Source organism: Stenotrophomonas sp., from assembly GCF_032056425.1.
Taxonomy (GTDB): domain Bacteria; phylum Pseudomonadota; class Gammaproteobacteria; order Xanthomonadales; family Xanthomonadaceae; genus Stenotrophomonas.
In genome coordinates, this window is record NZ_DAMBCN010000029.1 from 44666 (window position 1) to 57864 (window position 13199).

At 66.9% G+C, this 13199-nt stretch carries 12 protein-coding genes; 2 read left to right on the forward strand and 10 right to left on the reverse strand.

Translation table 11 applies throughout. The annotated features are described in order from the left end of the window. Positions 1–462 precede the first annotated feature (462 nt). From RTY46_RS16875 to RTY46_RS16920, 10 genes are all read right to left on the reverse strand, one after another. Positions 463–1554 (reverse strand): hypothetical protein, encoded by a 1092-nt coding sequence (locus tag RTY46_RS16875; RefSeq protein ID WP_312709836.1) that lies wholly within the window; start codon positions 1552–1554, stop codon positions 463–465. 252 nt (positions 1555–1806) lie between these two features. Next, the gene (locus tag RTY46_RS16880; RefSeq protein WP_312709837.1) at positions 1807–3084 is read right to left on the reverse strand and encodes a citrate synthase; all 1278 of its coding nucleotides are present in this window, start codon (positions 3082–3084) and stop codon (positions 1807–1809) included. A gap of 296 nt (positions 3085–3380) precedes the next feature. After that, positions 3381–3623, reverse strand: a complete 243-nt coding sequence (locus RTY46_RS16885; protein ID WP_079223041.1) for a type B 50S ribosomal protein L31 — start codon at positions 3621–3623, stop codon at positions 3381–3383. Between the two features lie 88 nt (positions 3624–3711). Continuing rightward, complete coding sequence (locus tag RTY46_RS16890) at positions 3712–4650, reverse strand: nucleoside hydrolase (RefSeq protein WP_312709838.1); 939 nt, start codon at positions 4648–4650, stop codon at positions 3712–3714. A gap of 441 nt (positions 4651–5091) precedes the next feature. After that, positions 5092–7203, reverse strand: a complete 2112-nt coding sequence (recG, locus tag RTY46_RS16895; RefSeq protein WP_312709839.1) for an ATP-dependent DNA helicase RecG — start codon at positions 7201–7203, stop codon at positions 5092–5094. 7 nt (positions 7204–7210) lie between these two features. Continuing rightward, positions 7211–7597: a RidA family protein gene (locus RTY46_RS16900; RefSeq protein WP_046987316.1), complete on the reverse strand. Its 387-nt coding sequence runs from the start codon at positions 7595–7597 to the stop codon at positions 7211–7213. Between the two features lie 181 nt (positions 7598–7778). After that, the gene (locus RTY46_RS16905; RefSeq protein WP_108750975.1) at positions 7779–9935 is read right to left on the reverse strand and encodes a bifunctional (p)ppGpp synthetase/guanosine-3',5'-bis(diphosphate) 3'-pyrophosphohydrolase; all 2157 of its coding nucleotides are present in this window, start codon (positions 9933–9935) and stop codon (positions 7779–7781) included. A 105-nt stretch (positions 9936–10040) separates the two neighbouring features. Beyond that, positions 10041–10340, reverse strand: coding sequence for a DNA-directed RNA polymerase subunit omega (gene rpoZ, locus RTY46_RS16910; protein ID WP_108750976.1), 300 nt, complete (start codon positions 10338–10340; stop codon positions 10041–10043). Between the two features lie 110 nt (positions 10341–10450). Further along, complete coding sequence (gmk, locus tag RTY46_RS16915; protein WP_312709840.1) at positions 10451–11116, reverse strand: guanylate kinase; 666 nt, start codon at positions 11114–11116, stop codon at positions 10451–10453. Then, positions 11113–11973, reverse strand: a complete 861-nt coding sequence (locus RTY46_RS16920) for a YicC/YloC family endoribonuclease (RefSeq protein WP_312709843.1) — start codon at positions 11971–11973, stop codon at positions 11113–11115. The genes gmk and RTY46_RS16920 overlap by 4 nt, the downstream gene beginning before the upstream one ends. A 128-nt stretch (positions 11974–12101) precedes the next feature. Between RTY46_RS16920 and rph the strand changes: the two genes are divergently transcribed. Together rph and RTY46_RS16930 are read left to right on the forward strand one after the other, a co-directional pair. Continuing rightward, on the forward strand, positions 12102–12827 hold the full coding sequence (rph, locus tag RTY46_RS16925) for a ribonuclease PH (RefSeq protein ID WP_108750979.1): 726 nt from the start codon (positions 12102–12104) through the stop codon (positions 12825–12827). After that, positions 12824–13199, forward strand: a 376-nt coding sequence (locus RTY46_RS16930; protein WP_312709844.1) for a VOC family protein, incomplete at its 3' end; no start/stop codon positions are given. The genes rph and RTY46_RS16930, both read left to right, overlap by 4 nt.

Consider the following 13199-nt stretch of genomic DNA (forward strand, 5'->3'; position numbering starts at 1 on the left):
AGCTTCCCTCCCAGGAGGAGGAGGAGGGAGGGAAGCGCCGCGACGTTCGGGTGGGAAAGTCGCGACGGAGACAATGGTAGAAATCCGACCCATTCCGAATCCATTCAACGATTCCTAAAACGCGGGGTGTTAAGCGCGTTCCTCGACGCAGTTCAATGATCCAGTTCAATACAACTTTCCTCACTGCAGAATGCAAAAACATGCATTGCGCGTTTGCGAGGGATGGGTGGAGAGTGGTTGATTGCGCCAACAGCCGCCGGGCATGGCCCGGCGCTATCGGATGGGAAGCGCCATGCGTGGATGGTGTACACGGATGCCAAACGCATCAGGCCGCCATGCGGCGGCCTGATGGTCGAATCGTTCAATCGTGCGCTGTCAGAAGAAAATCGCGTACAGGATCAGCAGCGGAATCGGCACGCCCAACAGCCAGAGCAGAATCATTTTCATCTCAGGTCTCCTCGTTCAAAGGTCGCGGCGACGGCCGCCCCAGGTGGCGCTGAGGCTGGCGAAGAACGCGCCGATCAGCAGGGTGATGAACAGCCACAGTGCGGCGTACGCCGTGGCCTTGCGCGCGTCATCCGCCGCCTGCTTGGCGGTGTTCTTGGCCTTTTCCAGCGCTGCACGCATGCGCGTCTGCACGTCGGTCACGCGGGCCTGCGCTTCGGCCGGGCTCATGCCGGTCTCGCGCGCGATCAGTTGCGACAGGTACTGGGTGTCGGCCGGGTCCAGGCCCTCGCCCTGCAGGCTGTTGACGATGATGCGGTTGACTTCGGCTCGCACTTCTCGGCGGTCACCCATCGGGCCATGGCCCGGCATCGGGCGCGGCGGCGGCGGCGCCATGCGTGCATCGCGCGGGCCGGGGCTGGCGACCGGCGGCGGCGCGGCCGGGTCCATCGGAGCATTGCCCGGCGCCGCGCCCGGTGCGGGCGGCGCCGGCGGTGCACTGGCGGCATCCGGGCCCGGCTGGGTGGCATTGCGGAACAGCGAATCCACCCAGTAGTTGAGGTCGCCTTCCGGTGCGGCAGCGGCAGCACTGCCTGCGCCCGCAGCCGCTACGCCAGCCGTGGAAGCGGCAGCACCTGCAGAGGCACCGGCAACCTTGGCACCGGCGCCCAGCACGCCGCCAATGGCTGAGGTCAGCAGGCCCGCGGTGAGCAGCGTGGCCACGGCCCACGACACGAAGCCGTGCGCGGTATCGCGGAAGTAGGTTTCATCGCCGTGGATCTGCGTCCACTTCGTGCGCAGGCGACCGGCGAGGTAGCCGCCGAGGCCGGAGGCGGCCAAGGCGGTGAAGGTGAGCCAGGCGATGCTGGACCAGCCGAAGGTTTCCTTGCTGACCCCTTCGAAAGACCACGGCGAGACCGATGACAGGCCGAGGCCGACGCCGAGGATCAACAGGATGAGCGAGAGCGCGGCCGCGGCGGCGGCACCGGCGAAGATCGCGCCCCAGGAGACGGCGCTCTCGCTGGGCGGCGCGACGATGGGGGCGGTGACGACGGTGGCGACGTCGGGGCCGAGCGCGCCGCGCTCGGGTGGGTCGAATCGGGTACTCATGGGGTGGACGCTCCGTATCTACGGCTGCGGGTGCAGCGTGCGTACTGAGGCTGCGCGCGCGGTTGTGAAGCTGGCGAGACCCTTGAATCACACGGTCTTTGCACGGGTGGATCCGCGACATGCGTGGACCGGGCAAAAGCCGCCGGGCATGGCCCGGCGCTACCGGGGACGGTGCCGGCGCCGAGGGCATGCACGACGCAAAAAAAACGCCCCGCAGTGCGGGGCGTTCTTCTCACAACTTACCGCAGGCGATCAGCCCTGGTAGTCGCGCACGTCGCTGCCGGTGTAGACCTGGCGCGGACGGCCGATCTTCATTTCCGGATCGACCTGCTGTTCCAGCCAATGCGAGACCCAGCCGGAGGTACGGCCCAGGGCGAACATGACGGTGAACATCTCGGTCGGGATCTGCAGCGCCTTGTAGATGATGCCGCTGTAGAAATCGACGTTCGGGTACAGCTTGCGGGCGACGAAGTATTCGTCCTGCAGCGCGGCCTGTTCCAGCTTCACGGCCACGTCCAGCAGCGGATCCTGTACGCCCAGCTGCTTGAGCACCTTGCTGGTCATCTCACCGATGACCTTGGCGCGCGGGTCGAAGTTCTTGTACACGCGGTGACCGAAGCCCATCAGGCGGAAGCCCGAGGTCTTGTCCTTGGCCTTCACCACGGCCGATTCGACGTTGTCGGCCGAACCGATTTCTTCCAGCATCTTCAGCACGGCTTCGTTGGCGCCGCCGTGGGCCGGACCCCACAGCGCGGTGACGCCAGCGGCGACCGACGCGTACGGGTTGGCACCGGTCGAACCGACCAGGCGCACGGTCGAGGTCGAGGCGTTCTGCTCGTGGTCGGCGTGCAGGATGAACAGCAGGTCCAGCGCCTTCACCACGTCCGGGTTCAGATCGTACTGGCCGTCGGCCGACTCGAAGGTCTGCTTCAGGAAGCGGCTGACGTAGTCCAGCGAGGTGTCCGGCTTGTTGGCCGGCAGGCCCTTGCCGTGGCGGTAGATCAGGGCCGACAGGGTCGGCACCTTGGCGATCAGGCGCACGGCAGCCTGGCGCCGCTGTTCGGCGTCGGACAGATCCAGCGAGTCGTGGTAGATGGCCGACAGCTGCGCGATGGCGGCAGCCAGGATGGCCATCGGGTGGGCATCCTTGGCGAAGCTGGCGATCAGCGCGTTGACCGAATCGTCGACGTTGGCTTCGGCGGTCAGCTCATCGGTGAAGGCCTTCAGCTGCTCGGCGCTCGGGCGCTCGCCGTTGATCAGCAGGTAGGCCACTTCGACGTAGCTCGACTTTTCCGACAGCTGTTCAATCGGGTAGCCGCGGTACAGCAGCACGCCCTTGTCGCCATCGATGTAGGTGATGGCCGACTTGCAGCTGGCGGTGGCAGTGAAGCCGGAATCGTAGGTGAAGAACCCCGTTTCCTTGGTCAGCTTCGCAATGTCGACGCAGTCGTTGCCAAGGGTGGGTTTGATGACGGGCAGAACGACCGACTTGTCGCCGGCGTTGAGCGTGACCTGATCAAGATCGGACACTGTGTGCGCTCCTTCATGGGAAGGCGCCTGCCCAAGCGCATTGGTCAGGCACGTGAATGACGTCCTCGGCCTGTGCCGGGGATCAGGTCATTATCGCACAGCAGCATTTGTCGGGTGCTAGACGGAAGTCGTAGACGACGGGCACGCGCAGCCCTGCCGGCAAGCGGCCTTGATGGGCAAAGAGGTCATCCCCTGAACGATCTGTTCCGCCATTCCAAACGCCTGTTGGGCAGGCGCCGGACAAAAACAAACGGCCGCGCAATGCGCGGCCGTCGGTTCCAAGCAGTAACGACGTATCAGCGCGCGTAGCGCTTCTGGAACTTGTCGATACGGCCCGAGGTGTCGATGACCTTGTGCTTGCCCGTGTAGAACGGGTGCGAAGCCGAGGAAATTTCGACCTTGACCAGCGGGTATTCGTTACCGTCGGTCCAGGTGGTGGTTTCCTTGGTCGCCATGGTCGAGCGGGTCAGGATCTTGAAATCGGAAGTGACGTCTTCGAAGACGACGTCGCGGTAGTTCGGATGGATATCGGCCTTCATGGGCTCACACCGTAAATGGGCTGGTGGTCAAGAGCGGCATTATAAGCACCGGTTGCCGCGCGGGGCAACCGGTGCGTGGGCATTGGCCTCAGACCGCGCCCAGGGCCTGGCGTACCAGCGCCTCGAAACGGCCCTGGTCGTAGGCCATCAGCAGGTCGCAGTTGTCGGGCTGGCCGGTCTGGCGGTTCCAGTCGACGATGGTGGCGCCGCGGCTGAACGTCCCGTTCAGTTCCACGTTCAGCGGCCGCGATTCCACCTGCAGCTGGCCTTCCGGGTTCAGCGCCCAGGCCATTGCCACCGCATCGGCGGTGTACCAGCGGCCACCCTTGGCGTCTTCGGACAGCGCGCGGGTCTTGCGCGAGATCAGCTCATAGAAGCGTGCGCGGTCGGAATCGGCCTGCAGCCACTGCTCGGCCTGCTGCAGCGGCAGACCGTGGGCGACGGTGGCTTCCCAGTCCGACACCAGCAGGTGCTTGAACGAGGTGAACACCACATGCGCCGCTTCCGGGTCGAAGGCGATGTTGAATTCGGCGGCCGGGGTGATGTTGCCGTGGCAGGTGACGGCACCGCCCATCACCACGATGCGCTTGATGCGCTGGGGCAGGGTCGGATCCAGCTTCAGCGCCAGCGCGAGGTTGGTCAGCGGGCCAAGCATCACCAGCATCAGCTCACCGGCGTACTGGTGCGACAGGCGCAGGATGGCCAGCGCGGCGTGTTCGGTTTCGGCCTGGCGGCTGGGCGGCGGCAGATCCACGTCGCCGTAGCCGTCGCGGCCGTGCACGTGGGCCGCGTCCACCGAAGGGTGCAGCAGCGGATCTGGGCTGCCGGCGAACACCGGCACGTCGGTGCGGCCGACGATGTCGCAGAGCTTGAGAGCGTTGCGGACGGTGTATTCAAGGCCGACATTGCCGGCGGCGATGGTCAGGGCCACCACGTCGTGCCGTTCATCGGCGAAGGCCATCAGCAGGGCCAGGGCGTCGTCCACACCGGGGTCGGTGTCGATCAACAGCGGGATCTTGTGGGTCATCGTTGCCGTCTTCAGATCGGCAACGAAGTGTGGACCGGGTTGATGACCGTTGCAAGTACGGGGGCTGGGGTTCGGCAGGGCTGCGCCCTGCACCCGCTGAGGCAGGAGCAACAGCAACGTCAAAAGCTGGTTTGCTGGGGGATGGCGGGGTGGGTCCGGTTGCGGGGGACGCTGCAAGTACGTCCATGCAAGCTCGGTTGCCGCATCCATGCGGCTCACTCCCCCGCAACCGGACCCACCCCGCCTTCGACAGTTTCCCGGTGGCCAGTAGATCCACGCCATGCGTGGATGAACAAAATGATCGGGAAGGCTGTCTGTAGAGTCGAGCCATGCTCGACTCACGCGCGCAGCGCGAAGTAGATCCACGCCATGCGTGGATGAGCGTTCCGGGAATGGGGTCAGAGCCCTTTGCTGCGCAAAGGTATCTGACCCCTTCGGCAGTTACGCCGAGGCGTAGCGCACGGCGGTGCCGATCCAGCGCTGCACCACGCGGTCGGCCAGCGCGGGCTGCTGGGCCAGCAGGCGTTCGGCCAGGTCGTGCACGCCCGGCAGCAGGCCGGCGTCGCGGGCCAGGTCGGCAATGCGGAACCCGGCCAGGCCGGTCTGGCGGGTGCCCAGCAGTTCGCCGGGGCCGCGCAGTTCCAGATCCTTTTCGGCAATGACGAAGCCATCGTTGGTTTCGCGCATGGTCTGCAGGCGCTCGCGCGCCATCTGCGAAAGCGGTGCCTGGTACAGCAGCACGCAGCGCGACACGGCCGAACCACGGCCGACGCGGCCGCGCAGCTGGTGCAGCTGGGCCAGGCCCAAGCGCTCGGCGTTCTCGATCACCATCAACGAGGCATTGGGCACGTCCACGCCCACTTCGATCACGGTGGTGGCCACCAGCAGATCAATCTCGCCGGCCTTGAACGCGACCATGGTGGCCAGCTTTTCCGCCGCCTTCAGGCGGCCATGCACCAGGCCCACGCGCACGCCCGGCAACAGCGCCTGCAGCGATTCGTAGGTCGCCTGCGCCGGCGTGGCATCCAGCTCTTCGCTTTCCTCGATGAGGGTGCACACCCAGTACACCTGGCGCCCTTCCTGGCAGGCCAGGGCGATGCGTTCGATCAGTTCGGGGCGGCGGTCGTTGTTCAGCGCCACGGTCTGCACCGGCGTGCGGCCAGGCGGCAGTTCGTCGATGGCCGAGACATCCAGATCGGCGTATTCGGACATCGCCAGCGTGCGCGGAATGGGCGTGGCGGTCATCACCAGCTGGTGCGGCACGCTGTGCGCGCCCGCGCCCTTGTCACGCAGGGCCAGCCGCTGGTGCACGCCGAAGCGGTGCTGCTCATCGACGATGGCCAGAGCCAAGTCCTGGAACACCACCGCATCCTGCATCAACGCATGGGTGCCGACCACGACCTGGGCTTCGCCGCTGGCCACCTGCTCGATTACCTTGGCGCGCGCCTTGCCGGTGACCTTGCCGGCCAGCCAGCTCACACGCACGCCCAGCGGCTCCAGCCAGCCGCGCAGATTGTTGAGGTGCTGCTCGGCCAGCAGTTCGGTCGGCGCGGCCAGCGCGACCTGCTTGCCCTGCTCCACCGCCAGCATGGCGGCCAGCGCGGCCACCACGGTCTTTCCGGAGCCGACGTCGCCCTGCACCAGCCGCAGCATCGGGCTGGGCCGTGCCAGGTCTTCGCGGATCTGCTTGAACACGCGCGCCTGCGCGCCGGTCAGTGCGAACGGCAGCTGTTTCAGCAGGGCCTTGGCCAGCTTGCCCGGGCCCGCCAGCGGCGGTGCGTGGTGCGCCTGCAGGGCAATGCGCTGGCGGCGCAGGCTGAGGTGGTGGGCCAGCAGTTCTTCCATCGCCAGGCGCCGCTGCGCCGGATGGGTGCCTGCGGCCAGTGCGGCCAGATCGGCATCCGGCGGCGGCCGGTGTACGGTCAGCAGCGCGCTGCGCAGCGAGGGCAGGCCCAGGCCATCGAGCCAGCCATTGGGCAGCAGCTCCAGCGTGTCTTCTTCGGGAAGGCGGTCCAGGGCCTGGCCGATCAGCTTGCGCATCGTCATCGGCCCCACGCCTTCCACCGTGGGATAGACCGGGTCCAGGCGATCACCCAGGTCGGGATCGTCGTTGCGGCCCAGCACCTGGTAGCTGGGGTGGACGATTTCCAGCCCCAGATGGCCTGGCTTGGGCGTGCCGAAGCAGCGCAGCCGGTTGCCCACCGCGAACTGGCCCACCTGCTGCTGGCGGAAGTGGAAGAAGCGCAGCACCAGGGTGCCGCGGCCTTCGTCCTCCACCGCCACCTTCAGCATGGGCCGATGGCGCATGCCACGTTCGACCGCCACCACGCGCACATCCACCTGCGCCGGCACGCCGTTGCGCAGGTCTTCGATCAGAGTCAGGCGGGTACGGTCTTCATAGCGCAGTGGCAGGTGCAGCCACAGATCCTGCAGGGTGGCCAGGCCACGCGCCTGCAGTTTGGCGGCCACGGCCGGGCCCACGCCGGCCAGCATCGCCAGGGATGCTTCGCCGGACGGTGACAGTGCCGGGGTGACCGCCGCCTTGCGTGCCACGTGGCGGTCAGTCGATGACCATCACCGCGTCGACCTCGAAGTTGGCGCCCTTGGGCAGGCCCGAGACTTCGATGGTGGAACGGGCCGGGAACGGGGCCTGGAAGTAGTCCTGCATGACCGCATTGACCTTGGCGAATTCGGCCAGGTCGGTCAGGTACAGGCCCAGGCGCACGACCTTGTCCAGCGAACCCCCGGCCGCTTCGGCCACGGCCTTGAGGTTGTCGAAGGCGCGGCGGGCCTGCGCTTCGACATCGCCGGCGCCGACGATGTCACCGGTGGCCGGGTCCAGCGGAATCTGGCCGGAGAAGTACACGGTGTTGCCGGCGCGCACGGCCTGCGAGTACGGGCCGATGGCGGCGGGTGCCTTTTCGGTGTTGATGATCTGGCGGGACATGGTCGCTCCGGTGCATTGGGAAAACAGAGCGGTGATTGTACCGGGTGGGCGCGATGTCGGCTGGGGTCGGATCCGTTTCCCTACGGGAAACGGCTCTGACCCCGTGCGTGTGATTCAGTCCCGCGATGGGGTCAGAGCCCTCTCCGTTGGAGAGGGATCCGACCCCGGACCCGAAGCGGGGTTATTGCCGGCGTACCGACTGGACGACCGACAGGCGGCGCAGGCGGCGCATCACTTCGGCCAGGTGGTTGCGGTCGCGCACCTGGATGTTGAACGCCAGCACGGCGGCGTTGAAGTCGCGGTCCAGATAATCCACGCGCTCGATGTTGGAGTGGCTCTGCGCGATGGCTGCGGCCAACTGCGCCAGCACGCCGGTGCCGTTCTCCACTTCCACCACCAGGGCAGTGTCGTAATCGCCGGACACGGTGGTATCCCAACCGATCGGCACCCAGCGTTCGGGCGATTTACGCAGCTCGGCCAGGTTCGGGCAATCCATGCGGTGCACCACGATGCCCTTGCCGGCGGTGTGGTAGCCCATGATCTCGTCGCCGGGAATCGGCTGGCAGCAACCGGCGAAGGTGACCACGCCGCGCTCGCTGCCGTTGATCAGGATCTTTTCCTGCGAATGGTGGCGCGGGCCACCACGCAGTTCCGCATACGACATCAGCGCCTGTGCGGCCTGGGTCGGCATCCAGTTGCCCAGCGCCACTTCGGCCAGCAGCGCTTCCAGGCGCGGGTAGCGGTGCTCGGCCAGGAAGGCGTCCAGGCGGCCCTTGGGCAGGCGCTCCAGCGACGAATCCATCGCTTCCAGCGCGCGGTCCAGCATGCGGTGGCCCAGCTGCACGGCGTCTTCGTGTTCCAGCTGCTTCAACTGGTGGCGGATGGCGGTGCGCGCCTTGCTGGTCACCACGAATTCCAGCCACTGCGGCTTGGGCGTGGCCGAACGCGCAGTGATGATTTCCACCGACTGCCCCGACACCAGCTTGGTGCGCAGCGGCACCAGCTTCTTGTCCACGCGCGAGGCCACGGCCATGTTGCCCACGTCGGTGTGCACGGCGTAGGCGAAATCCAGCGCGGTTGCGTTGCGCGGCAGGGCCAGGATCTTGCCCTTCGGGGTGAACAGGTAGACCTCGTCCGGGAACAGGTCGACCTTCACGTTGTCGAGGAATTCCAGCGACGAACCGGCCGCACGCTGCGAATCGATCAGTTCGACGATCCAGGCATGGGCCCGGCTCTGCGCGCTGTTGGGGGTGTCGCCGCCGAATTTGTAGGTCCAGTGCGCGGCCACGCCGCGTTCGGCGATCAGGTCCATTTCCTCGGTGCGGATCTGCACTTCGATGGGCGAACCGTACGGCCCGAACAGCACCGTGTGCAGCGACTGGTAGCCGTTGGCCTTGGGAATGGCGATGAAATCGCGGAAGCGACCGTCCAGCGGTTTGAACGTGGCGTGCACCGCGCCCAGCGAGTGGTAGCAGCTGGGCACACTGCGCACGACCAGGCGGAAGCCGAACACGTCCATCACCTGATCGAACGATTTGTTCTCGTCGCGCATCTTGTTGTAGATGCTCCACGGGGTTTTGATGCGGCTGACCAGACGGTGTTCCAGGCCTTCTTTGGCCAACCGCTGCGACAGCTGCACTTCCACCTGCGCCATGGCCTCGCGGCGCACCACCGGCTGGCTGCGGATGTGCTTTTCGATGATCGCGTGGCGCCACGGGTACAGCGCCTTGAAGCCCAGGTTCTGCAGTTCGCTCTTGACCAGGCTCATGCCCAGGCGTTGGGCGATGGGCGCATAGATCTCCAGCGTCTCGCGGGCGATGCGGCCGCGCGCTTCGCGGCTCTGCGCGCCCAGCGTGCGCATGTTGTGCAGGCGGTCGGCCAGCTTGATCATGATCACGCGCAGGTCGCGCGACATCGCCAGCAGCATCTTGCGGAAGCTTTCGGCGGCCGCTTCCTGGCGGTCGCGGAACTTCAGCTTGTCCAGCTTGGTCACGCCGTCGACCAGCTCGGCCACGGCTTCGCCGAACTCGGCGGCCAGTTCCTCGCGGGTCAGCGGGGTGTCTTCGATGGTGTCGTGCAGGATCGCAGCGATCAGCGCTTCGACATCCAGGCCCAGCTCGGCCAGCACCTGGGCCACGGCCACCGGATGGGTGATGTAGGGTTCGCCCGACTTGCGCGTCTGCCCAGCATGTGCCGACGCACCGACTTCCCAGGCCCGGCGCAGCAGCGGCAGCTGCTCGGGGGGCAGGTAGTGGGCGGCGCGTTCAAGCTGGAGGACGTAATCAGGTACGGCCGCGGCGGTGGGCGCGGCTACCTTGGCAGTGGGGCCTGGGTTCATGCCCGAAGCCTATTCCAGCGCGACGTTTACGGCAAACCCTGAATGCGAAACAGCCCGCACGGGGCGGGCTGTTCGGCTGTCCAGCAATGACCTTGATCGATGCGATCAATCGTCGTTCTTGGACATGTCTTCGTCGGCAACCACTTCCGCGGCGGCCCATTCCAGCGCTTCGCGCTCGGCACGCTCGCGCTCGGCCTTCTCGACTTCGTCGATCAGCGCGTTGTCGATCTTGCGGGCGGCGATTTCGCGCAGCGCCAGCACGGTCGGCTTGTCTTCGGTTTCGCTGTTGTCCAGCGTGGCCTGCACGCCATTGGCGAGCTGGCGGGCGCGCTTGGAGGCCATCATGACCAGGTCGAAACGGTTGTTAACGACTTCCAGGCAATCTTCTACGGTAATGCGGGCCATACGGGCTCCCGGCGACCGGTCGGCCGCTCAGTCGAATGAGGGAAAGGGGACGGAGTGTACGGCCAGGGGCTGGACAAAATCAAGCCAACCCCTGGCGGAGCCTTTTGGAATCAGTCAGTTGCGCCCGAATCCGGGGTCAGCAGGGCCTGGATAAGGCCGGCGTGGCGGACCTTCTGGGCTTCCCGGCGCAGGCGGCTGGCGGTGAAGATGGCGCACAGCTCGTTTACGGCGGTGTCGAAGACTTCGTTCACGATCACGTAGTCGAAGTCGTTGAAGTGCAGCATTTCCTCGCGCGCCGCACCCAGCCGCTGGGCGATCACCGCCTCGCTGTCCTGGCCGCGCTTGCGCATGCGGTCCTGCAGGGCCTGCTTGGACGGCGGCAGAATGAACACCGTCACCGTGCCCGGCACCAGCTGGCGCACCTGCTGCGCACCCTGCCAGTCGATTTCCAGCAGCACGTCCTGGCCGGCGGCCAGCTGCGGTTCCACCGACTGCCGAGCGGTGCCCTTCCAGTCGCCGTGCACCCAGGCATGTTCGAAGAAATCGCCGGCGGCGATCATTTCCTCGAACTTCTCGGCGGTGACGAAGTGGTAGTGCTCGCCGTTCACTTCGCCCGGGCGCATGGCGCGCGAGGTGAAGGAGATCGACAGCGCGATCTGCGGGTCGCGCGCCAGGGTGGCGTTGACGATGCTGCTTTTGCCGGCGCCGGACGGCGCGGCCACGATGTACAGGGTGCCGCGCGCGGGCGCACCGATCGGGGTGGGCTGGCTGCTCATTCGATGTTCTGCACCTGTTCGCGGATCTGGTCGATCAGCACCTTCAGTTCCACCGCCGCGTTGGAGGTGCGGCTGTCCACCGACTTGGAACCCAGGGTGTTGGCTTCGCGATTGAATTCCTGCAGCAGGAAATCGAGGCGGCGGCCGACCGGTTCGCGCTGCTTCAGCACGCGGCGGATTTCCGCGATGTGGCTGCCCAGGCGGTCCAGCTCTTCATCCACGTCCAGCTTCTGCAGCCACATGACCAGTTCCTGCTCGGCGCGGCCGGGGTCGACCGGGTGCGGCAGGTCGGCCAGGCGGGCGGCCAGCTTGGCGCGCTGGCCGTCGCGAATGGCCGGAATGAGCGTGCGTACGTCGGCAGCGATGCGCTCGATCGCATCCACGCGTTCGGCAATGGCGGTGGCCAGCTTGTCGCCTTCACGCTCACGCGCGGCCACGAAGCCGTCCAGCACCTGCTCCAGCAGGGCCAGCGCTTCCACCTGCAGGGCGGCGGCATCGGTGGCCTCGCCTTGGGTGACGCCCGGCAGCTGCAGCAGATCGGTGAAGCTGACCTGCAGGTTGGGGAAATCCGAGGTGAGGCGGTGCGCCAACTGGCCCAGCTGGCCCAGCAGCGCTTCGTTCACCTGCAGGCTGGCGGCGGCTTCCGGGGCGCGCAGGCGCATCACCAGGTCCAGCTTGCCGCGGCTCAGGCGCGCGGCGATGCGTTCGCGCAGCTGCGGTTCCAGCGCACGCAGTTCCTCGGGCAGGCGGGTGCCCACTTCCAGGAAGCGGTGGTTGACCGACCGCAGCTCGCAGCCCAGCGTGCCCCAGGCCGTGGCGCGCTCGCCACCGGCATAGGCCGTCATGCTTCGAATCATCAGCGTTTCCGATGCTCTCAAAGGGGGAATGGTACCCTAGCGGCCCTATTCGAGCCTCCCTGCCTGCCCCTGACGGGTGCGGGCATGGCGGCGTACCTGCCCGTCTTACCCTTCAGGGAATTCGCACCATGTCCGATGCCCGCCCCAGTGGCCGCCAGCCCGACCAGCTCCGTCCGGTCGTCATCCAACGCGGTTTCACCCGCCACGCCGAAGGCTCGGTGCTGGTCTGCTTCGGTGAAACCCGCGTGCTGTGCACCGCCAGCGTGGAAAACCGCGTGCCGGGCTTCCTGCGCGGCAAGGGCGAAGGCTGGGTGACCGCCGAGTACGGCATGCTGCCGCGCGCCACCCACACCCGCAGCGACCGTGAAGCGGCGCGTGGCAAGCAGGGCGGCCGCACCCTGGAAATCCAGCGCCTGATCGGCCGCAGCCTGCGCGCCTGCGTGGACCGCAATGCGCTGGGCGAACGCACCATCACCCTGGACTGCGACGTGCTGCAGGCCGACGGCGGCACCCGCACCGCCGCCATCACCGGTGCGTACGTGGCCCTGGTCGATGCGGTGAACGTGCTGATGAAGCGCGGTGACATCAAGCGCAACCCGATCCTGGGCGCGGTGGCCGCCGTGTCGGTGGGCGTGTACCGCGGCACCCCGGTGCTGGACCTGGACTACGCCGAAGACAGCGACTGCGACACCGACATGAACGTGGTCATGAACGATGGCGGCGGCTTCATCGAACTGCAGGGCACGGCCGAAGGCCACGCCTTCCGCCGCGATGAACTGGATGCGCTGCTGGGCCTGGCCGAAAAGGGCGTGGGCGAACTGCTGGCCGCGCAGCAGGCGGCGCTGTCGGCATGAGCCGTCGCATTGCCCTGACCACCCTGGTGGTGGCCGACTACGACGAAGCCATTGCCTGGTACACCGGCAAGCTGGGCTTTGCCCTGCTTGAGGACATCGACCAGGGCAGCAAGCGCTGGGTGGTGGTCGGGCCGACCGACGGCAGCGCCGCCGCCCTGCTGCTGGCCCGCGCCAGCAACGAGGAACAGCGCAGCCGTATCGGCAACCAGACCGGTGGCCGCGTCGGCTTCTTCCTGAACACCGACGATTTCCGCCGCGACCACGCCGCCATGCTGGCCGCCGGGGTGGAATTCCTGGAAACCCCGCGCGAAGAACCCTATGCCACCGTTGCGGTGTTCCGCGACCGGTACGGCAATACCTGTGACCTGCTGG